We start from the raw sequence: 18,760 nt of genomic DNA on the forward strand, positions 1-18,760 counted from the left end.
GCTACTTGACCGGAACGGGTTCGGGACGCAACTCTGCGGGCAGTTCCGGGAATTCTTCGCCCACGCTTTGGAGCCTCTTGCCGAACAGACCGTCAAAGGAGGAGATGAGGTCCTCGTAGCCCCAGCCGCCCTCGCAGTATTCGGTGGCGGCGGCCTCGGGGTGGGTCCAGAGCTGCAGCCGGTCACCGCCGGCACCGATGACCTGGCCGGTGATCCCGGCCGCCGTGTCAGAGGCAAGGAAGGCAATCAGCCCGGCGACGTCGTCGGCCGTTCCGAAGCCCAGTTCGTGGCGGAAGAAGGACGGCATGGCCTCGCCGCGTTCGTCCGCTTCCACGGCCTTCTGGAAGTACGGGACTGTTTTGGTCATGGCAGTCGCAGCGACCGGGACGACGGTGTTGACCGTGACGCCGGCCTTCTTCATTTCCTGGGCCCAGGTGCGGACCATGCCCACGATCCCGGCCTTGGCCGCGGCGTAGTTGGTCTGGCCGAAGTTGCCGCGCTGCCCGGTGGGCGAGCCGATGGTGATGATCCGGCCGGCGATGCCGTTCTCCTTGAAGTAGCCGAAGGCTTCCCGGGCACACGTGAACGTGCCGCGGAGGTGGACGTTGATCACGGCGTCAAAGTCGTCGTCGGTCATCTTCAGCAGCGACTTGTCCCGCAGGATGCCGGCGTTGGTGACCAGGATGTCCAGCCGGCCAAACGCCTCAACTGCTTTCTGCACCAACGCCTTTGCGGCTTCGGTGCTGCCGACGGGGGCGACGACGGCGACCGCGCTGCCGCCTTCGGATTCAATGGTGCGCACCGCGTCCGCTGCGACGTCCGCGTCCACGTCGTTAACAACGACGGAGGCACCCTGGCGTGCGAGCTCCCTTGCGTAGGCGAGGCCGAGGCCCCGTCCGCTCCCGGTGACGATTGCTACTTTGCCTGACAGGCTCATGGCTCTCTCCTTTGGTTCTACTATGCGTATGCGCGGCGCTGCCGTTAGGAGTCCCGGCGCATGAGGGTTCGCCCCAATGACAACCCATTTAGTTCAGACTGTCAATCATTCTATTTATAACTATTCTATTCCCGTTGTTCTGCTGTATCGTTGAGAAAGACATTTTGATGATTCATTCAGATTGGACGCATGAGGGCCCATGCCAGGAGCAATTACGGACAGTGTCGAACGATCCCGTGCGCCAGTGGGACCCGCGTCGACAGACCCGTTGCTCGCCATTGATCTGGCCAAGGAAACGCTGTTCCTCGCGGCCCGCACGATCAGCATCGGAACGGCACGCGCCAACGCAATGTTGGCTCCATTAGGTCTGAAGGTTAGGTCCTACTCCGTGCTCGCCCTTGCCTGCACCGCCGACGCCCCATCCCAGCGCGAACTGGCGGATTTCCTGTGTCTCGCGCCCAGCCAAATCGTCGCCCTCGTGGACGGTTTGGAACGGCGCGACCTGGTGGAGCGCCTCAATGTTCCGGGGGACCGGCGATCCAACGTCATCCGTGCGACGTCTTCCGGCAAGATGCTTTACACGCGTGCCTCCGAAACCGTTCGAGAAGCGGAAGACATTTCTCTCCATGAACTGACGGCCGAGGAACGCAACCAACTCCGCAGCCTGCTTCAAAAGACTGCCTTCACTCCGGCCGTCTAGAAAGGCGTTCTGGGGTAATCGCTGACGACGTGAGCGCATCCTCGGGACGGGTCGGATCCCGCTCCGGGGACGCTGTCGGGCAGCCGCGCCGTCCTTGGTTGTGATGTTTTGGAACCCCATTTCGCCATCCAAGCATCTCAGCTGTCGCTTCGATAAGTCAGCCACCGCGAAATTGACGCTCTAAGAGCATGCTCCCCGATTGCAAGGCCCTCGGATTCGTATGAATTCGCTATTTCGGGAAGAGGGTTTGGACCCCAGGGAAGCGCGGTCAGAGTTCGAGCACCAACTTCTTGCCCTTGCAGCGCGAAACGCAGATCATCATGACCTCGGACTCCTCGCGCTCCTTGCCGTTCAGCACGGCGTCACGGTGGTCCGGCTCGCCCTCCAGCACGAAGGTCTCGCACGTGCCGCAGGTTCCGCCGCGGCACGAGGATGGCGCCGCAACTCCTTCCCCCGCGACGCGATCCAGGATCGACTCGCCGGGCATAATCGTTATCGTCTTGCCGAGCAGCGACAGCTCCACCTCGAACGGGTGGTCTGTTTCACTCGCCACGATGTTCTGGTTCGTGAATCGCTCCAGATTCAGATCGACGTCCGTACCGTCCACTTCCGCTTCCAGCGCGTCCAGGAGCCGCGCAGGACCGCAAGCGTAGAGCGCGGCGCCGGCGGCGTCCGCCACGATGGCGGGCAGCGCCATCCGCTCGCCTTCCGAGCTCAGGTACCGGCGCACGTGATCGCCGTAGCGTTCAAGGTCGGCGCCGAACGCCATCGTCGAAGGCTCGCGGCCGGCATAGTGCAGCTGCCAATCCGCGCCCGAGGCCTCGGCAGCGGCGATCATCGGCAGGATCGGCGTGATGCCGATGCCGCCGGCAACGAAGACCATGCGGTCGGCGACCGCGTAGCCGAAGAGGTCCCGCGGCGCAGATACACGCACGAGCTGCCCTTGGCGCACCTGGGAGTGGATGTGCCGGCTGCCACCCTCGCCCTCCTCCTCAAGAAGAACCGCGATGCGGTAAGCCGTACGGTCGGCAGGGTCGCCGCAGAGTGAGTACTGGCGCACGAGCGCCACCTCGCCAGGGCGGTCGATGTGCACGTCGATATGCGCCCCCGGAGTCCACTCCGGAAGGGGTCCGCCCTGCGGGTTCGTGAGGATGAGGCCGGCAATCCCGCTTGCCTCATCGATTCTCGAGGAGACCTGCAGGGTCAGCATCGTGTTCTCCTTTCGGGCGCGCTGCTGACTCATCGAGTGCGGACTGCGCGGTGCGGTAGTTGACGTTCTTAGCCTGCTGGATGAGTTCGTAGACCTCGGTACGGAGCGCCGCGAACTCGGGCAGCGAGCGGGTTGTGAGCTGGTCGCGGTCATGGGGCAAGTCGACCCGCACCTCTTTGAGCACGAACGTTGGCGCGTGCGAAAGCACGAGCACCCGCTGCGCGAGGTAGACCGATTCGTCGATATCGTGGGTGACGAACAGCACTGTCACCCCGAGTTGCCTCCAAAGGTGTCGCACGAGGTCCTCGAGTTCAGCGCGGGTCTGCGCATCGACGGCCGCAAACGGCTCGTCCATCACGAGGATGTGAGGCTCGTATGCGATGGCCCGCGCGATGGCGACACGCTGCTGCATGCCGCCTGACAGCTGCCATGGGTGCTTCTTACCCGCTCCGGCCAGCCCAACGGCCTCCAACGCCTGTGTGACGAGGCGGGTCCGCTCGGGCTTCGTAATGCCCTTGGCCTTCAACGGCAGCTCGACGTTGTCGTAGACGGTGAGCCATGGGTAGAGGCTGCGACCGTACTCCTGGAGGACGACGGCCATGCCCTCGGGCGGACCGTTGACCGGCTTGCCCTCGAGCAGCACCTGACCGGACGTCGGGGCGAGCAGCCCAGACACGCACCGCAGGAAGGTCGTCTTGCCGGCGCCCGAGGGGCCGACGATGCAGACGAGCTCGTTCTTGCCGATCGCGAAGTCGAGGTTTCCGATCGCTTCGACCGCCCCGTTGCCCGACCCGTAGACCTTGCGCAGTTTGTCGACATGCAGCATGACATTGTTTTCGTTCTGGGCCATAGCCCTCACCTCTCCTGAGTTTGCATGCCCACGTACCAACGCAGCACACGACGCTCGATGAATTTGAAGATGACGTTCGCGGCGACGCCGATGATGCCGAGCAGGATGATTCCGCTCCACATCTCCTTGAATTGGAAGAGCCGCTGGAACTGGATGATGTTGAAGCCGATGCCGTTGGTTGAGGCGAACATCTCGCTGATGACCATCATGATGATGCCGATCGATAGCGACTGGCGGGCACCGACGAAGATCTTGGGGGATGCAGCGGGCAACACCACGGTCGTAAGGCGCCGCCAGCCGCCGATCCGGTAGGACTTGGCGGTATCGATCTGCGTCAGATCGACGCCTCTCACCCCCTCCACGGTGTTGATCAGAATCGGCCAGATGCAGCCGAAGGCGATGACGGTGAGCTGCATGTTCGCGCCGATCCCCGTGACGAGCATGACGACCGGTACGAGCACCGGCGGCGGGATCGCGCGGAAGAGCTCGAACACCGGCTCGACGTAAAGACGCAGCCGACGGATCGACCCGACAACGACGCCGATGGTGATGCCAATGACGAGGGCGCAGATGTAGCCGACTAACAGGCGCATCAGGCTCGGGAACACATCGGCGCTGAGGCGGCCGTCGAGCCACGTCTTCGGGAACACCCCGACGATCGCGGTGGGAGAAGGCCAGTAGAGGCTGCGGGAGATACCGGCATACAGCGTCCACAGCGCGATCAGTACGACCGGTACCGCGAAGGTGACGAACATCCAGCGAGGTGCCTTCATGGTCACACCACCTCCGATCGAACCGAGGCGTGCCAGAACAGCGCGCGGCCCTCGATCAGTCGAGTGCCCGCGTTGATAACGACGCCGAGCAATGCAGCGACCAGCACGAGGGCGTACATGTTCGAGACGGCCGCCGAGGACTGCGCGTTCGCGATGAGCTTGCCCAGCCCTGGGGAACCGATCACCAGCTCGCCGGTGATCTCGAGAATGAGGGCGACGGAGGCGGAGAGCCGGATTCCGACGATGAGGTACGGCATCATGCTCGGCCAGATGACGCGAAGGATGGTGCGCGCGCGGCCGAGGCGGTAGCTCGTGGCTGTGTCGATGGCGACGCGGTCCACGTCGCGTACGCCGTAGATCACCTGCAGCAGTACGGGCCAGATGCTCGCGAAGATAACCAGCAGTAGGGTGGCCTGCATCGTGGTGCCGTACAGCAGCGCGGCGATCGGGACCAACGCCACCGAGGGAATCGGGCGCAGGAACTCGATGGTGGAGGCTAGCATCCGGTCGATGAGTGGAACACTCGCGATCACCACGCCAAGCACGGTCCCGGCGACGACGGCTACCAGCAGGCCGATTAGCCAGCCGGCGACGGTGGCACGGAGAGCATGCCAGAAGGTCAGCGATTGAAGTTGGGCGCCCAGTGCCTCTGCGATCTCGTGCAGCGGCGGGAAGTAGAGGGGATTGACGATCCCGGTCTGCGGCAGCACTTCGATCAACACGCCGAGGGTCAGGATCCCCGCGGCGCCATAGAGAAACGGCGCCAGGTTGACCGATCTGCGCTCGCGTTTAGCGGACGTCACGATCACTGATGCCGCGGTCATCGGGCCGTTCCGTTCGTCGATGTGCCTGATAGCGCCAACGCGCGCGCGAGAGCTTCGAACTGGAGGGCAACGGCGACGGCGCCTGGATCGGGGATGCCGATGGCCCTGTCTCCGACATAGCTGCTGCGGCCGAGGCTCGGCTTCAGCGTCGCGGTGGACGTTGCACCCGAGCGCGCGGCGTCGGCGGCATCAACCGTCCGCTGCTTCGCAGAGGCTCCGCCGGCCGCGGCAAGGGATTGGGCGGCCGGGTGCAGGGCGTCGATCATCGTGCTGTCGCCGGGAGCCGCGCCCCCCACGACTTGCACGCGCGCGGAGCCATCGCCGAGGGCCGCCGACCAGTCTGCGGGGCTCGGCGCTCCATCGATCCCGGCAAGACGCTCGGCCATCGCCAGCAGCAGCAGGCTGTAGAGAGGTCCGGACGTTCCTCCCACCTCACGACGCACGATATCGGAGACGGCGGTGAGGTAGCGGGCAGCATCCGGCTGGGTGTAGAGGCGCGCGGATGCCGCGCACACCGCCTTCGCGCCGCGTGCCAGATTTGTTCCGAGGTCGCCATCGCCGACCTGGCGATCAAGATCCGTGAGTTCGGACTCGGCATTTATAAGCGCGTCCGCGATCGCCTCGGTGAATTCGTGGATTTCAGCGACATCCGGCGAGGAGGCGCCCCCGTCGGTGTCTGCCTCGAAGAGTTCGGGGGCGGCGACCGTGACCGCACCCGAGGGGCCGAGTAGCGGCGTCGTCTGTGGGAAAGCGACCACGCGAGCGTCGTCGGCGAGCAGCTCAAGCAGTTCAGCATCGACGGTGGCCACGGTAAGAGAGGCACCGGGCATTTCGAGGGACGTGAGGAAAGGCCCGGCCCATGTCATATGTACCCGCAGATCACGTGCGGCGAGTGCCGCGAGCACGTCGCCCTGCAGAATGCGCAGGTCGAGGTCGGGTGTGCCGCCGAGAGAGTTGATGAGGGCGACGACGTCTGTGCCGGCGGAGAGTCCGCGATCGGCGACGATGGTGTCGACAAGACGCTCGGCGATGTCGGCCGACCGAGCAATCTCGCCCAGTTCGCTGCCGGCTTCGCCGTGGATGCCCAGGCCCCACTCGATCTCGGTGTCGCCAAGGGCGAAGTTCGGTGCAGTGGCGCCGGGGAGGTAGCAGGGGCCGAGGGCGACACCCATGGTCGCTGTCCCCGCCAGGAGCCGCTCGACCGCTGCGACGATCTGAGCGGGCGGCCAGCCGCGCTCCGCGGCCGCCCCCGCAATCTTGTGCACGAGCACGGTGGCGGTGAGGCCGCGGCGACCGGCCCCAGAGGAGTCCCCCAAGGCCGCGTCGTCCGCGACGATGATCATCTCGACCGGGATACCCTCGACGCGCGCCATCTCGGCTGCCAGACCGAAGTTCAGCCTGTCGCCGGTGTAGTTCTTGACGATGAGCAGGGCCCCTGTTTTCGTCGCCGTGGCGACGATGGCTGCGTACACGTTGTCGACGGACGGCGACGTAAAAACGGGACCGAGAACGGCGGCATCCAGCATTCCCGTCCCCACATATCCGGCATGCGCCGGTTCGTGTCCGGACCCGCCGCCGGAGATCAGGGCGACACGGTCGTCCTGCTTTTTTGACTCGGGTGAGCGCACGATGATGGGGAGGCCGGCAACTCGCGCCAGATGCGGGTTGGCCGCGACCAAGCCGGTGATGTAGTCCTCGATGACCGCCTCGGGGGCGTTGATGATCTTCTTCATATTATGGCTGTTCTCTCGAAGGAAGGTGGGTGATTATTCGCTGTCGATGAAGGCAGCAGCCCGCTTTGCAGCGCCCTCGGGGTCCTCCATCGACTTGGCGTCTGCTGCGAGGTTCGCGATCAGGTGCAGGTTGTCGTAGGTGAGGCCCCATTTGAAGTTCGTAAGGGTCATCGTCTCGATGAGGCCCGGGCTGATCTGCGTGAAGTTGCCCAGTTGCGCACGCACGGCATCAGGGTGCTCGGTGCTGTAAGCGAAGGACTTCTCGAGCGCACGGTTGAATTGCTCAATCATCGCTGGATCCTTCTCGGCTTTCTCCGCGGTCACGAAGTACAGCGCCGTTACGAAATCGGGATCGGCGTCGACATAAAGGCTCGTGACGAGGCGCGCGCCCTGGCCCTCCATCACTCCCAGAAACGGCTCGGAGACGGATGCCGCGTCGATCTGGCCATTCGCAAGTGCCGCGCCCATGTCAGGAAGAGGCATTTCGACGAATTTAACCTTTGCCGGGTCACCGCCAGCCTTGCGCACCGATGCCCACAGCGCCACCTCGTGGAGGCCGCGGAGGGCGTTCACCGCTATCGTCTTGCCCTCGAGGTCTGCAGCCGCCTTGATGGGGCTGCCCTCGAGCACGAGCAGTCCTCCGTGATCCTTGCCCTGCATCCCGGTCGTACGGCCGCCGGCTGCGATCGCAACGACGGGGAGCTCGGCGTCAACAGCCTGGAGCAGGTTGACGGAACCGCCGTACTGTACGTCATACTGCCCGTTCAGCAGCGCCGGAATCATCGCGGCGGTGCCTTGACCGAACTCGATATTCAGGTCGAGCCCTTCCTTGGCGAAGAAGCCCTGCTCTTCGCCGACATACAGTGCAGCCATGTCTACGACGGGAACGCCGACGACCTTCACGGTTTTCAGCTCACCGCTGCCGGCGGGTATGGTCGCTGTCGACCCCGGCGTACCGGGGCTGCAAGCCGTGAGGGCGAGGGCGAGGACCGCGCCCAGCCCGGTCAGCATCTTTGCTGGTCGCTTCATGTGGTAACTCCTCGTGTTTGTGATCGTGCGGTGTAGCGGCGGTTGCCGCTACCGGAGGGTGACTCGCATAGGGAGGTCTTCGAATCCCCGCAGCCAGTTCGAGAAGAACGGCACGGGGTCCCCCGCAAGTTCGATAGTCTCGACTCGTCGGGCGAGCGCGGAGAGCAGGCACGTGGCCTCCATCCGTGCCATCATCTGGCCGACGCATCCGTGGATGCCCGTACCGAATGCCATGTGTCCACTCGGGTCCCGGGAGAGGTCGAATGCGTCCGGATCATCCCAGCGGCGCGGATCGCGGTTCGCTGCGGCCAACGCCATGATGACCTTCTCGCCGGCACCGAGGCGGATACCGCCGAGCTCGGTTGCCTTCGACGTTGTCCGACCGATGTACGGGCTCGGCGGGCTCCAGCGCAGTGCTTCTTCGAAGACCTTTCGCGCGAGGCCAGGGTCATCGCGCAGAGCCGCCCATGCCTCGGGATGTTCGGCGAGAGCCTTGAGTGCGAACTGTATGGCGAAGATCGTGGTGTCGACACCCGCCGAGAGGAACGTGCGCACCAGCATCCCGGCATCCTCTTCGGTGATCTCTCCCTCATCAACGTACCCGTAGATGGTATGGCCGAGGCCGTCCGGCACGAGTGCCTCGCGGCGCATCTGCCAGTTCACGAAGGTCGATGCCTCGTCGGCGGCTGCCACGGCCGCGTCGTAGAACTCGTTTCGTGGTCCCATGGACTGGAAGTTGAGGTTGGAGTACGGGAGCAGGTGCTCACGCCCCTCCGGCTGGAACCCGACGGCGTCGGGGAGCACTGTCAGCGGGAACTTCTCGGCGAGCTCGGTCGCGGCGTTGAACTCGAGCTTGCCGACCACGGAGTCAACGAGTTCGTCCGCCTGTTTCTGGAAGCTATCGGTGAGGCGTCGGACGACTCGCTGACTGAGGACCGATGTCATGATCCGGCGGTACTTCGTGTGAGCGGGTGGATCGTTCTCGAGGATGACGCTGGGCTTGCGCCAGTTTTCGGTCTTCTTCGTGTTCGTGATGCCTGTTCCGGCCGAGGATTCGAAAGTCTCATAATCGCGGAAGACCTGGTCGACGACGTCGTATCGGCCCGTGAACCACACACTGTACTGCTCACTCCAGACCACGGGCGCTGATTCGCGGATCGCCGCGTCGATCGTGAGCGGACTGGTCAGTCCCTCTCGAGAGAAGGGGTCAACGTCGAGGACGACAACATCGCCGGCCATCATCGGGTCATGCATACAAACTCCATTGTTCGGCCGCGTGTGACTTAACTCACGTGGACTGAGGTTCCACAAGAGTACATATAATCTTGTTCACTTTCAATCATGATTAGAGTTAAACTAGAGTCAAAGAGTTGGATAGAGGGCGAGAGCCGCCCACCGAAGGGACGTTAGACTCATGGACGAGCGCAAGGGAGCGTCGGACGAAGTGGACGCGCGGGCCGTAGGGCAAGGTCTTGTCACCAAGAAGCTGCCGGGTACGATCGTGCGCGATGAATACACGCCGGCTCTGCTCGGGCTGCTCTCCAATGTGCTCGTCTGGGGCGGCTCCCGCGTCATCCATAAGGTCCATGGCGTAGGAACCAATGAGTGGCGCATCATCAGCGGGCTCGGCAATCACCCGGGCGCAACCTCTGGGGAGCTCTGCGAGATCCTCGGGATCAACAAGTCGATCGCATCCAAGAGCGTCAACGTGCTGCTTGGTCGAGACCTCGTCGCGCAGATCAACGGCCCCCGCGGATCACGCCACCTCTACCTCACCCCCGAGGGCGCACGCGTCCACGACGACCTCATGCCGATCGCGATCAAACGCCAGGAGATCCTCCACGAGAGCCTAACGCCCGAAGAAGTCGTGCAGCTGAACTCCTTGCTGGTTCGGATGCTGAGCTCGGCCGAGGCGATGCAGCGCTACGAGGCGGAGATGCTCGCCGCTGACGGAAGTGGTGAACCGGGCGAGGCGTCGGCGGGCCGGCGCCGGCGTCACCGCACGCTGAGTCTGATGCGCAGCGGGTCGAACGGCGTGTCGGGGATGTAGTTGAACATAAAGAGCGCGTCCGCCTCCGCGGCGAGGCGCGTCGCGTATACGAGCGTGCCCTCCTGCGCCCCCGCGACCTCGCCCAGTCGCACCAGCGCGAGCCGGCCAGGGTTCGTCGCCAACTCGACCCGGTCCTCCCCGGGGTCATCGATCGTCAGCGCATCGCCGGTCACCTGAACGCCGATCAGGGGCACGATCAGGGCGCCGGCGTGGGCACGCAAGACAACCGACCCGTCGAGGAACAGCACACCGTCAGCATCCACGCTGCCGTTCATATGCACGCCATCCGCAAGCGAGAACGTAGCCCCGCCCGTCGTTTCGATCTCGAACGCACGGTCACGCTCCATATACGACAGCAACGAGCCGCGGATGCCCCACTCGAGCACGGCATCACAGTTCGGCGGTAATCCACTCACCGGCCGATTCTAACCTAGGGTGCCCGGAGCGGTGCTTCATCCATCGCATCTCGGTAGTGGCGTCGTTAATTGCCTGCCGTCCGCCTTGACGCAAGCTCATGCCGGAGGAGCCCAGTCCCCTATGGGCGCATTCTCCGCGTCGTTGACGGCCTGGTCGTGTCTGCGCAAGCCCTCCGCCCCTCCGGGATCTGCGCCCACCGGAGATGATTCATCCCACCGGAGATTATTCATCTCCGGTGCTTCACCTGTTCCCATGAAGATTCGCCGATGCCTGGCCTCCGGATGAAGGGGCCTCCGTCGTCCACACGCCAGCGGGTCCACACTCACCGGAAATTTGTCCACATGCCGGATCTCAAGTGACTCTGATCTGCAACAACACTGCGTAGGTTCCTGGGTTTCAGTTCCACACACCTCGCTCTGAGCCACTGGCTCGCAGGCCGTTCCATCCGGTGCTACTGCCCTCGCCGGCGCCACGCGCCTGGGCAGCGGCTTGGTCATACAATGTCTGCTGGTATTGCCACGCTGTCATCAGTTGCTTGTAGGTCGCCATCTGCCACTTTTCTTTTTCCTCCTGGGTTCGCCTGCAGATCGCTTTGAAAGTGATCACCGCGGAGTGGATGTCGTAGCCCACAGCCCCGACCGGAATCGTTCCTGACGAACCTAAAGTGGTCAGCGCGTCCACCTCCGTTTGAGCACCCGGTGAGTAGTGCGTAAATTCCCCCTGGCTGATGGACATCGCCGTGCCCAAGGAGAAGTTGCCGCGTCGGCGTCTGCCAAGGTTTGCTCGCAGTGCGGCAAGAACGCCTCCCCCGCCGCCGTCAGTCGCACCGAGCGCGAAGTGCGTTCAAACAGCGGAACACCAACTTCCCGCTCGAGCTGGCGGATCTGTTGGCTTACGGCCGGCTGGCTGACGTGGGGCACAATCGCGGCGCGGCCATAGTTAAGTTCCGTTCCACCGGCAACGAAAGTCCTCATCCAGCGAAGTTCCATGGACCAAGGGCATGCGCGCCGCTGAGTCCCCGCCCGCACGGACCCGACAGTCCCGACTGCTCAACGGCGACCGGCTCACCGGATCTAGGCCCGCACCCTCTTAGCCGTCATCCTCGTCCAACCGGAGTGCACTGGAAGGGACTCCGCAGTCCTTGGTGTAGCAAAGCTGTTGTCGGACTCCGCATCGCCGAACGAGATGGCGACCTGCCGCCCGTCGTCGACCAGCAAGTCATGCAGTCCCATGTGCCCCCCGCCATGAATGAGTTGCAGCCACACCGCTGCCAAGACCGGGAGGGGAGCAACCGGCTACAGCAACGGCCACCAACAAAAACGGGCCCCCGAAAGGGCCCATATATGAACCTTTGTGCACACTCAGAGGCCCACAAGCCCTGGACAGGGAAAACACTGTGCCCGAGGTGGCAAGGCAGCTTCCCCAAAACCACTACCCGCGACGGCGGCCACCTCGGCACCGGCCCTATAAAAACCTTTCCGCCCAACGGCTACGGCCTCTATGAAATGGCCGGCAGAGTCAGAGGATGGCGTGCCGCCACCGTCGCGCTGCAATGAAACCGTGGTCAGTGATGCGTCAAGGGTTTCGACGTTGTTTTCAAGACGATATCTTCACTGTCTTTTCCAGTCGGGTCTGGCATGCGGCGGCGAGATATGGCGCTGTCCGGCTCTCCTTGGAACGCGCGACGACGGCTGGTGCCCCTGCGGCGAGGATCTCGCCGCCGCCGTCACCACCGGCGGGACCCGGGTCAATCACCCAGTCAGCCGCGGCCACCACATCCATCTCGTGTTCAACCACGATTACGGTGTTTCCAGCGTCGACGAGCCGGTGTAGCTGCGTCATCAGAAGCTGGACGTCCGCCGGGTGCAACCCTGTGGTGGGTTCGTCCGGCAGATAGAGAGTATGGCCGCTCTGTGGGCGCTGTAGTTCGGTGGCGAGCTTGATGCGCTGAGCTTCACCGCCGGAGAGCTCCGTGGCGGGCTGACCGAGCCGCAGGTAGCCCAGACCCACTTCGCGCAGGGTCTGCAGGCTGCGCAAGGCGGCGGAGACATCGGACAGGAGATCCAGCCTCTTCTCAGGCTGTGGTCTGCGAGTGTTCGGCAGGGCCGTCTGGCGGGATGGTGGTCTCCAAGGTGCCGGCGAAGCCAGTGGTGCGGGCCGCAGCGCTCCCGTACCTGAAGCTTCGGAACCGCGGACAAGCCTCTGAACCGTGCGTCCGGTGCCGCTACCGCCGGCGGGCTGGGCCCTGTCCCGCAAGGTTCCCTGGTGGTTGACGGAAGCTCCCAAGTAGGGAGGAACCGCCGTCGACATCGGCGCTGGCCCCGGCGTAGGCTGGGAGCATCGGCGCATGTGCCCGGTCACTCTGCGTCGATACCTCAATCGATGAAGGAGGACCAATGAGTGCCGTACGTGAATTCATGACTACGGATGCACAGTGTATTAAGGAGAACCAGTCCCTCGTAGATGCCGCACGGATGATGCTGGATCTGGACTGCGGATCGTTGCCGATCTGTGGTGACGACGGCAAGTTGAAGGGTATGATCACCGATCGGGACATCGTGCTCAAGTGCGTTGCAGTGGGCCGTGATCCACGCGAGATGATGGCTCGCGACCTCGCCGCGGGCAGGCCGCACTGGATTGACGCCGATGCGAACGTTGACGCCGCCATCGAAATGATGGAGAAGTACCAGGTCCGGCGGCTCCCGGTCATTGCTGACCATAAGTTGGTAGGCATCATCAGCCAGGGTGACATCGCGCGCAACTACTCAGAGGAGCGGGTGGGCGAACTGGTGGAGCACATTTCGGAACGCAAGCGAATGCAGTCGAGCAGTTCATAACGTCAAGCAATTCATCAGCAAACAAGCGCCACGGAGTACTCTCCGTGGCGCTATTTTGTGCCTGCTCATGGCCTTGTCCGAGGCTTACACGGTAAACGTATCCAGGTGATTTTGGCGGCTTCCTCGGCACCGAGTTTCTCCTTGTCTACCTCGGATCATGTTGCCTGACCCCTTCCGGAACCGGCACTAGGGCGTGTTGCTAAACGCTTTGAAGTTTGGTTTCCGTCAGGCTTGATTCATGGCAGCAAGGCAGCAAATTTCCGACAAGGCATGGGCAGTGATGGCACCGCATTTCCCGGTTTGGAAGGGGAACGGGCGTCCGATCATGGACATGCGGCGGACGCTGGAGGGCATCGTATGGCGGTTCCGCACCGGGGCGCCCTGGCGTGATGTGCCCGAGAGATTCGGGAACTGGAAATCGGTCTACGGGCGCTTCGCAGACTGGACCAAAGACGGTACCTGGGCCAGTGTTCTCGCCGCAGTTCAGGCAGCCGGCCAGCGTGCCGGCGATGTCGACTGGACCGTGTCGATGGACGCGACGATCACCCGCGTGCATCAGCACGGCGCCACCCTTCCCCGCACCATAGGGGGGCACCGCTGGGCACCGTGTGACCACAGCAGAAACGCGACGCCCCCGGACTTTCGCTCACCGTGGTGAGCCGGAGGCGCCGCGCTGACCTGCGGAAAACACTGTGCCCGAGGTGGGACTCGAACCGCATTCCAGCCCCTGCAAACACAGGGAACCCCAGAAAACATCGCCAATCCGAGCCAGTCCGACCGATATACGAGCCAGTCCGAAGCCCAAAGTGTGGACACTGTACACACTCTCCTTTTTGCCCTATTTTGAACGTTACCGGGCAGGCCCCTGCCTTCCGCTGCTACTTATGAGGCTTTCCCTCATCCCGCCGGGAAACCATAATTCCTGGGAACAAACCAAGGAGCAGCGCATTGGTTACACACACTACTTTTCCAGGCTAATCGCGGCGCCTGTTGTCCTGGCCAAGCCAAGAATCGGACCAGCCAGAAGCACTAGGACCTCTCGTTGTCATTCTGAAGGCCCCGATGATAGCTGAGCGGGGCCTCCGCGCAACCAGGGCGCTGCCGCGCCGGCCCCGGGAACTTCCCCACCGCGACGTGACTGCTCCTACGGCCTGACGAAGTTTCCGAACCCCGTTGCCGGTTCCCCAAGTTGCACTCCAGCCCCTCAACCAGCAGCTGGTCCCCTACCAGAACGACACCCCAGCCCAACGACCATAGTGAAATCACGATTAAAAAGTAACTACCCAAGCGCGTCCACAGACAATGCAACCGGCATCGAACAGCTACCAACTGGCAACTTGACGGAAGGTCCGTTATCGGCGCTTAAAGAACGAGAGTAGAAGCAGTTGCGAGAACTCCCGTTCGACGAAGAAAACACCACACCCTCAACCAGCATGACAGTGACTTCTTCGGCCAGTGCGGCCAGGATCCGGGCACGGACGGCCCCGGCTCCGCTGGTACAGACGCCGAAAGCAGGGACGCCATGGCAGGTAAAGAGTTTCCTTGTGACCCAGATAGCCGAGCCCCGCGGCCGCGAGCTGCTTGAGGGTGTTACTGACGCTGAACCGCTGCGGATGGGTCTGGTACAAGGTCTCGAAGATGTGCAGTTGCACTGCCGGGCCGATGAGCTGCAGTGGCGTCACGGGCAGGTCCAGCGGATCCAGGGCACGACTCTTCGTGCATCAGCATCCTAGCAATCGCCGTTTCCGCTGTTCGGGCTCATGAATTGAAGTTTCTGCCTCAGAAGTTCTGACTGTCGTTTTCTGGATTTGTCATGGCGTTTGAGCAGTTCGGCGAAGGCGCAAGTCGCTCCGCTCGACCACACTGGGATTCACTATGTTTTCACGCACGTCCCCCAGCAGTGCGGTGGGCCCTTTGCAATCACTGCTCAGTTGTTTACATCGATGACGACTCTGCCAGCGATTTCTCCGCTGAGGATCGCTTTGCCGAGTGAACCGATAGCACTCATCGGTTCCACCGTTGTGATGCTGTCCAAAACAGCGAAATCAAGCTCATCGGCAAGACACGCCCATGCTCGATCTCGCAGGGAGTGGGGTGCCCGGACAGAGTCTATTCCGAGAAGGCTGATCCCGCGGAGGATAAAGGGAAGGACCGTCGTGGGCAGATCACTTCCTCCCGCAAGTCCGCATGCAGCCACACGCCCGCCGTACCTTACTTGGGACAACACTGAGGCGAGGGTGCGGCCACCTACTGTATCGATTGCGCCTGCCCACCTCTCTTTTTGCAGTGGGCGCCCCTCCCTCGAGAGTTCATCCCGGGCAACAATCTCTGATGCACCAAGCAAGCGCAAACGCTCGGACTGTTCTGGCCTGCCCGTCGCGGCATGCACTTCGTACCCGCGGCCATTAAGGAGAGTGGTAGCCACGCTGCCCACACCCCCGGCTGCCCCAGTAACGAGGATAGGACCGTCCTCAGGTTCGTTCCCGCCCCTTCAAGCGGAAGGATGCACAGCATGGATGTTAGGCCAGCCGTTCCTATCGCCATGGCTCGTACAGAGTCGAGACGGGAAGGCATCCGTGTGAGCCACTGGGATTGGACCCGCTGACGCTGCGTGTATCCTCCGGGATGAGTCTCGGAGAGTCCCCATCCGGTTAGGAGAACTTCATCGCCTGGGCGGAAGCCAGGATCAGTGGAGTCAGAAACCACCCCAGCTAGGTCTGCACCGCAAACCATCGGAAAGGTCCGCGCGATTGGCGCGCTAGCTGTAACTGAGAGGCCGTCCTTGTAGTTCAGGGACAGTGCGTGACGTCAATTGTCACGTTGCCGGCCGGAAGGTCAGCATCTTCCCAGTCCTCAATTTCGGCCGGCCCGTCCCCGCGGACGACGACAGCTTTGAATGTGCCCATGAAATTACCCTTCATGTCCGTCTATATTGGTCAAGATCTATTCAGGAGCGCCCTGTTAGCCGTCTCCCGCCCTCTTGAGATGGCGATGATCCCCAGTATGACTACCCCGATTACCCAAAACGCCGGTGAGAGCGAGTTACCCGTCGTGGGGATTGTTGGACGAGTTTTCAGTACCAGCAATTGCGCGGCGGTCACGATGCCGATGCCCTTGGCCGCGAGCAGGGCCGGAGAGGTGGCCTTCACGAGGGCGCGGAGCTGGTCAGTCGCTTCGTCGATCTCTTCAGTTAGGCCGTGGTGGCGACGGGCGAGGTGGCGCAGGGCAATCATGGTGGCAGCCTCGGTCCCGGCGAGCACTTCACCCGAGCGGACGCGGCGCAGGGCCTCGAGCAGGGCTTTGCCGGTGTGCCGGGCGAGTTTCTCGCGCTGGGCTGCAGGGGCGGTGACCAGAACGGCCTTGATTTGGCGCAGCACGTTCGCCTGGCCTGCACAGCCGAGTCACGCACCAGGTGCAGGACACGGATCGATTCCACGGGACCGTTGGCGCGTTTGGGTGCCGGCAGGTCATCGTGGGCAAGAGCTTCCCGGGCGGCGGCCACCGCGTCCAGAGGGTCGGATTGCCGCCCAGGCGCCGCGCGGCCCTGTTGGGGCGGACGATTTCTGCGACCTCGAAACCGTTCTGCTGCAGGTGGCGGGCCAGGCCTGCTCCATAGGAGTTGGTGCCTTCAACCCCGAACCGTGCCGGTTCACAGTGCGCCAGGACGAACTCTGCCAAAGCCGCTTAGCCTACCTGGTCGGCCCGGAACTGCCGGTCTGCCAGCAATTCGCCGGTCCCTGCGTCCAGGACCGCTGCGTGATGGGTGTCCGCATGCGTGTCGACGCCGACGCCGACGACAACCGTGCGTTGATTTGTCATGATGGAAGTGCCTTTCGCTCGAGCGCGGGGGGACGGGAAGAAACCAACACAGCGGGCCAGCCGATCAGGCGAGGGTTTCTTTCACGGGCGTTCTCATCCGTCAAATCTTGAGGTTATAAGGAGACCCCGAGCGCCGCCAGCCGTATGTTCCGCCCCGGGCAAGTCGTCGTGATGTTCGAGGAGCGCGAGGATCGCAGGAACGAGTGGGAGCCGACGCAGGTCAGCCAAGGGCTGGCAAGCCACAGCTTCGCCGCCGCTGCCTTCAATGTGGCAAGGTCTCCACCGCTGCCGCGATGGGTTACCACATGAAGTCATCCGGCCACGTCGGTCTAGAGGACGTGACAGCGTAGGTCATCCCCTATTTTGAGGCCCCATCGGCGCACCGATGGGGCCTCTTGTATGCCGCGCTAAAAAAGGATGGTGCTGGGACGGACATCTGTACAAGGTTCCTGTTCCACTCGACAACTCGGTGTGGTACGAATGGGACGAGCGCAAGGAACCGTCTTGCAACTTAGTGTTGGTCCGAATATTTGGAAAGGTAAGGACTAAAGTGCTTTCACTCGGAGTTGTTCTACTAATCCTTGGTTATATTTTCAACATTGGAATCCTGATAACTATTGGGTGGATTCTGGCTGTTATCGGCCTCGTGCTTTTCGCGCTCGGTGCAACCGGACGCCCTCTTGCCGGAAGACGGTATTGGTACTAATCGCGCGCCCCGCGCCACTAGAGACCGCACATCAATTGGAAAAGTGCACCGGCGGCACTTCGGATCAGGCCTGCCGCCACCCGGATCGCAGCGGCCGAAAGACATCCGCCCATGCGTGCGAGCGAGGCATCCGCCCCCGTGTGCCGCGGCGAGTTGGACGAACTCCGCGCGTGACTCGACGTGGACACCACTGCTATCGCCGACGGTTGGCGCTAACCTGAGCGGCGTCGCACAGTTGTCCACCGAGACCGCTCGCCCACCTGCCCGAGTGGCTCGACGGTACAAAAGCTTTACGAGAAGCCTGAGGAGCTCAGGGAAATCGGCCGACGGAACCTTGAGGGGCTGCGCGAGTCACCTCGGGCTCCCATCGCCCAGCGGTGGCTTGACCGATGGGAGCAACTTCTTGGCCTTCCCGTCCGGGAGTTGGAGCAGGAGATGCTGCGGGACGATGAGGAGGCCGCTGACCTCCGACAGATAAGCCCATTTGCGGGAGCGCTCTCTGAGCTGGAGAGGTGGGCGGCGTTGGTCAGGGCCCGGTATCTTGCGGCGGGATAAGCTTGAACATGCGATCCGGGCGGCCACGGAAATCATCCAGCAAGATCGGGTGATCATCATCGGCAGCCAGTCGATCCTCGGCTCCTACACAGAAGACCAGCTTGGCGACAATGTCGCCGGAAGTGGACATCGCCCCCATGGACGATGATGATGCCAAATGAACAGTCGTTGATGCCATGGCAGACCCAAGGCATTCACGATCTGAGACGACGCCACCCAGCCACATGTCCTGTGTGAAACCGAGCACGAGATCAAGGTGTGGCGAGACCGGATGAACACAGCTGTGCCCTCTTGTGCCGCAGGCTGTGCCACAACAGAGT

Annotated in this window: 21 protein-coding genes and 1 pseudogene; 6 read left to right on the forward strand and 16 right to left on the reverse strand. The window is 62.9% G+C overall.

Annotated elements, in window-relative coordinates; translation table 11 throughout:
• Position 1: 1 nt before the first annotated feature.
• Entirely contained in the window at positions 2–937 is a 936-nt protein-coding gene (locus QFZ69_RS11355; RefSeq protein WP_306918234.1) for an SDR family oxidoreductase, read from the reverse strand.
• A gap of 199 nt (positions 938–1,136) precedes the next feature.
• Between QFZ69_RS11355 and QFZ69_RS11360 the strand changes: the two genes are divergently transcribed.
• The gene (locus QFZ69_RS11360) at positions 1,137–1,637 is read left to right on the forward strand and encodes a MarR family winged helix-turn-helix transcriptional regulator (protein ID WP_307000119.1); all 501 of its coding nucleotides are present in this window, start codon (positions 1,137–1,139) and stop codon (positions 1,635–1,637) included.
• 268 nt (positions 1,638–1,905) lie between these two features.
• Here QFZ69_RS11360 and QFZ69_RS11365 read toward each other — a convergent pair whose 3' ends face one another.
• Genes QFZ69_RS11365 through QFZ69_RS11395 form a run of 7 tightly spaced genes read right to left on the reverse strand, consistent with a single transcriptional unit; the run spans position 1,906 to position 9,310 of the window.
• Positions 1,906–2,847, reverse strand: a complete 942-nt coding sequence (locus tag QFZ69_RS11365) for a PDR/VanB family oxidoreductase (RefSeq protein WP_306918237.1) — start codon at positions 2,845–2,847, stop codon at positions 1,906–1,908.
• Positions 2,813–3,697: an ABC transporter ATP-binding protein gene (locus QFZ69_RS11370; RefSeq protein ID WP_306918240.1), complete on the reverse strand. Its 885-nt coding sequence runs from the start codon at positions 3,695–3,697 to the stop codon at positions 2,813–2,815. Before QFZ69_RS11370 ends, QFZ69_RS11365 begins: the two co-directional genes overlap by 35 nt.
• 5 nt (positions 3,698–3,702) lie before the next feature.
• Positions 3,703–4,470: an ABC transporter permease gene (locus QFZ69_RS11375; RefSeq protein ID WP_307000468.1), complete on the reverse strand. Its 768-nt coding sequence runs from the start codon at positions 4,468–4,470 to the stop codon at positions 3,703–3,705.
• A 2-nt stretch (positions 4,471–4,472) separates the two neighbouring features.
• Positions 4,473–5,294 (reverse strand): ABC transporter permease, encoded by an 822-nt coding sequence (locus QFZ69_RS11380; RefSeq protein ID WP_306918244.1) that lies wholly within the window; start codon positions 5,292–5,294, stop codon positions 4,473–4,475.
• A complete protein-coding gene (locus tag QFZ69_RS11385) occupies positions 5,291–7,027 on the reverse strand; it encodes a dihydroxyacetone kinase family protein (RefSeq protein ID WP_307000121.1) in 1,737 nt (578 codons plus the stop codon). Before QFZ69_RS11385 ends, QFZ69_RS11380 begins: the two co-directional genes overlap by 4 nt.
• Before the next feature lie 33 nt (positions 7,028–7,060).
• Positions 7,061–8,056, reverse strand: a complete 996-nt coding sequence (locus QFZ69_RS11390) for an ABC transporter substrate-binding protein (RefSeq protein ID WP_306918248.1) — start codon at positions 8,054–8,056, stop codon at positions 7,061–7,063.
• Positions 8,057–8,104: 48 nt separating this feature from the next.
• The gene (locus QFZ69_RS11395; protein ID WP_306918251.1) at positions 8,105–9,310 is read right to left on the reverse strand and encodes a cytochrome P450; all 1,206 of its coding nucleotides are present in this window, start codon (positions 9,308–9,310) and stop codon (positions 8,105–8,107) included.
• A 160-nt stretch (positions 9,311–9,470) separates the two neighbouring features.
• On the opposite strand from QFZ69_RS11395, the gene QFZ69_RS11400 reads away from it, so the two are divergent.
• The gene (locus tag QFZ69_RS11400) at positions 9,471–10,106 is read left to right on the forward strand and encodes a MarR family winged helix-turn-helix transcriptional regulator (RefSeq protein WP_307000123.1); all 636 of its coding nucleotides are present in this window, start codon (positions 9,471–9,473) and stop codon (positions 10,104–10,106) included.
• Here the strand turns inward: QFZ69_RS11400 and QFZ69_RS11405 are convergent.
• The 3 genes from QFZ69_RS11405 to QFZ69_RS23345 all read right to left on the reverse strand — a co-directional run bounded on the left by QFZ69_RS11405 (position 10,052) and on the right by QFZ69_RS23345 (position 11,512).
• A complete protein-coding gene (locus tag QFZ69_RS11405; RefSeq protein ID WP_307000124.1) occupies positions 10,052–10,522 on the reverse strand; it encodes an HtaA domain-containing protein in 471 nt (156 codons plus the stop codon). The two genes, QFZ69_RS11400 and QFZ69_RS11405, sit on opposite strands and share 55 nt — an antisense overlap.
• Before the next feature lie 397 nt (positions 10,523–10,919).
• Complete coding sequence (locus QFZ69_RS11410) at positions 10,920–11,258, reverse strand: hypothetical protein (protein WP_306918256.1); 339 nt, start codon at positions 11,256–11,258, stop codon at positions 10,920–10,922.
• Positions 11,192–11,512 carry a LysR family transcriptional regulator gene (locus QFZ69_RS23345; protein ID WP_373461887.1) on the reverse strand — a complete coding sequence of 107 codons (321 nt, stop codon included), beginning with the start codon at positions 11,510–11,512 and terminating at the stop codon, positions 11,192–11,194. Before QFZ69_RS23345 ends, QFZ69_RS11410 begins: the two co-directional genes overlap by 67 nt.
• A gap of 354 nt (positions 11,513–11,866) precedes the next feature.
• Between QFZ69_RS23345 and QFZ69_RS11415 the strand changes: the two genes are divergently transcribed.
• Positions 11,867–12,079, forward strand: coding sequence for an SUMF1/EgtB/PvdO family nonheme iron enzyme (locus QFZ69_RS11415; protein ID WP_306918258.1), 213 nt, complete (start codon positions 11,867–11,869; stop codon positions 12,077–12,079).
• A gap of 40 nt (positions 12,080–12,119) precedes the next feature.
• Here QFZ69_RS11415 and QFZ69_RS11420 read toward each other — a convergent pair.
• A pseudogene (locus QFZ69_RS11420) lies at positions 12,120–12,566 on the reverse strand (ABC transporter); the annotation flags it as partial.
• Positions 12,567–12,919: 353 nt separating this feature from the next.
• On the opposite strand from QFZ69_RS11420, the gene QFZ69_RS11425 reads away from it, so the two are divergent.
• The 3 genes from QFZ69_RS11425 (at position 12,920) to QFZ69_RS11435 (ending at position 15,093) form a co-directional block, all read left to right on the forward strand.
• On the forward strand, positions 12,920–13,360 hold the full coding sequence (locus tag QFZ69_RS11425) for a CBS domain-containing protein (RefSeq protein ID WP_306918260.1): 441 nt from the start codon (positions 12,920–12,922) through the stop codon (positions 13,358–13,360).
• 238 nt (positions 13,361–13,598) lie between these two features.
• The gene (locus QFZ69_RS23350) at positions 13,599–14,018 is read left to right on the forward strand and encodes a transposase (RefSeq protein WP_373461888.1); all 420 of its coding nucleotides are present in this window, start codon (positions 13,599–13,601) and stop codon (positions 14,016–14,018) included.
• Positions 14,019–14,904: 886 nt separating this feature from the next.
• Complete coding sequence (locus QFZ69_RS11435; protein ID WP_306918261.1) at positions 14,905–15,093, forward strand: hypothetical protein; 189 nt, start codon at positions 14,905–14,907, stop codon at positions 15,091–15,093.
• A 194-nt stretch (positions 15,094–15,287) separates the two neighbouring features.
• Here QFZ69_RS11435 and QFZ69_RS11440 read toward each other — a convergent pair whose 3' ends face one another.
• The 4 genes from QFZ69_RS11440 to QFZ69_RS11455 form a co-directional block, all read right to left on the reverse strand.
• Positions 15,288–15,794 (reverse strand): zinc-binding dehydrogenase, encoded by a 507-nt coding sequence (locus QFZ69_RS11440; RefSeq protein ID WP_306918263.1) that lies wholly within the window; start codon positions 15,792–15,794, stop codon positions 15,288–15,290.
• 502 nt (positions 15,795–16,296) lie between these two features.
• Entirely contained in the window at positions 16,297–16,737 is a 441-nt protein-coding gene (locus QFZ69_RS11445; protein ID WP_306918265.1) for a hypothetical protein, read from the reverse strand.
• 307 nt (positions 16,738–17,044) lie between these two features.
• The gene (locus QFZ69_RS11450) at positions 17,045–17,179 is read right to left on the reverse strand and encodes a hypothetical protein (protein ID WP_306918267.1); all 135 of its coding nucleotides are present in this window, start codon (positions 17,177–17,179) and stop codon (positions 17,045–17,047) included.
• A gap of 1,232 nt (positions 17,180–18,411) precedes the next feature.
• Entirely contained in the window at positions 18,412–18,618 is a 207-nt protein-coding gene (locus QFZ69_RS11455; protein ID WP_307000126.1) for a hypothetical protein, read from the reverse strand.
• Between the last annotated feature and the right edge of the window lie 142 nt (positions 18,619–18,760).

Origin of the sequence: Arthrobacter sp. V1I7 (assembly GCF_030817015.1) — a bacterium.
Lineage (GTDB): Bacteria > Actinomycetota > Actinomycetes > Actinomycetales > Micrococcaceae > Arthrobacter.

Bases quoted from the DNA above. Each gene is read 5' to 3' on its own strand.
- QFZ69_RS11455 (WP_307000126.1), bottom strand. From the start codon at position 18,618: ATGGCATCAACGACTGTTCATTTGGCATCATCATCGTCCATGGGGGCG.
- QFZ69_RS23345 (WP_373461887.1), bottom strand. From the start codon at position 11,512: ATGGAACTTCGCTGGATGAGGACTTTCGTTGCCGGTGGAACGGAACTT.
- QFZ69_RS11385 (WP_307000121.1), bottom strand. From the start codon at position 7,027: ATGAAGAAGATCATCAACGCCCCCGAGGCGGTCATCGAGGACTACATC.
- QFZ69_RS11390 (WP_306918248.1), bottom strand. From the start codon at position 8,056: ATGAAGCGACCAGCAAAGATGCTGACCGGGCTGGGCGCGGTCCTCGCC.
- QFZ69_RS11355 (WP_306918234.1), bottom strand. From the start codon at position 937: ATGAGCCTGTCAGGCAAAGTAGCAATCGTCACCGGGAGCGGACGGGGC.
- QFZ69_RS11370 (WP_306918240.1), bottom strand. From the start codon at position 3,697: ATGGCCCAGAACGAAAACAATGTCATGCTGCATGTCGACAAACTGCGC.
- QFZ69_RS11410 (WP_306918256.1), bottom strand. From the start codon at position 11,258: ATGTCCATCAGCCAGGGGGAATTTACGCACTACTCACCGGGTGCTCAA.
- QFZ69_RS11380 (WP_306918244.1), bottom strand. From the start codon at position 5,294: ATGACCGCGGCATCAGTGATCGTGACGTCCGCTAAACGCGAGCGCAGA.
- QFZ69_RS11360 (WP_307000119.1), top strand. From the start codon at position 1,137: ATGCCAGGAGCAATTACGGACAGTGTCGAACGATCCCGTGCGCCAGTG.
- QFZ69_RS11400 (WP_307000123.1), top strand. From the start codon at position 9,471: ATGGACGAGCGCAAGGGAGCGTCGGACGAAGTGGACGCGCGGGCCGTA.
- QFZ69_RS11365 (WP_306918237.1), bottom strand. From the start codon at position 2,847: ATGCTGACCCTGCAGGTCTCCTCGAGAATCGATGAGGCAAGCGGGATT.
- QFZ69_RS11450 (WP_306918267.1), bottom strand. From the start codon at position 17,179: ATGACAAATCAACGCACGGTTGTCGTCGGCGTCGGCGTCGACACGCAT.
- QFZ69_RS11395 (WP_306918251.1), bottom strand. From the start codon at position 9,310: ATGCATGACCCGATGATGGCCGGCGATGTTGTCGTCCTCGACGTTGAC.
- QFZ69_RS11415 (WP_306918258.1), top strand. From the start codon at position 11,867: ATGAACCTTTGTGCACACTCAGAGGCCCACAAGCCCTGGACAGGGAAA.
- QFZ69_RS11425 (WP_306918260.1), top strand. From the start codon at position 12,920: ATGAGTGCCGTACGTGAATTCATGACTACGGATGCACAGTGTATTAAG.
- QFZ69_RS23350 (WP_373461888.1), top strand. From the start codon at position 13,599: ATGGCAGCAAGGCAGCAAATTTCCGACAAGGCATGGGCAGTGATGGCA.
- QFZ69_RS11375 (WP_307000468.1), bottom strand. From the start codon at position 4,470: ATGAAGGCACCTCGCTGGATGTTCGTCACCTTCGCGGTACCGGTCGTA.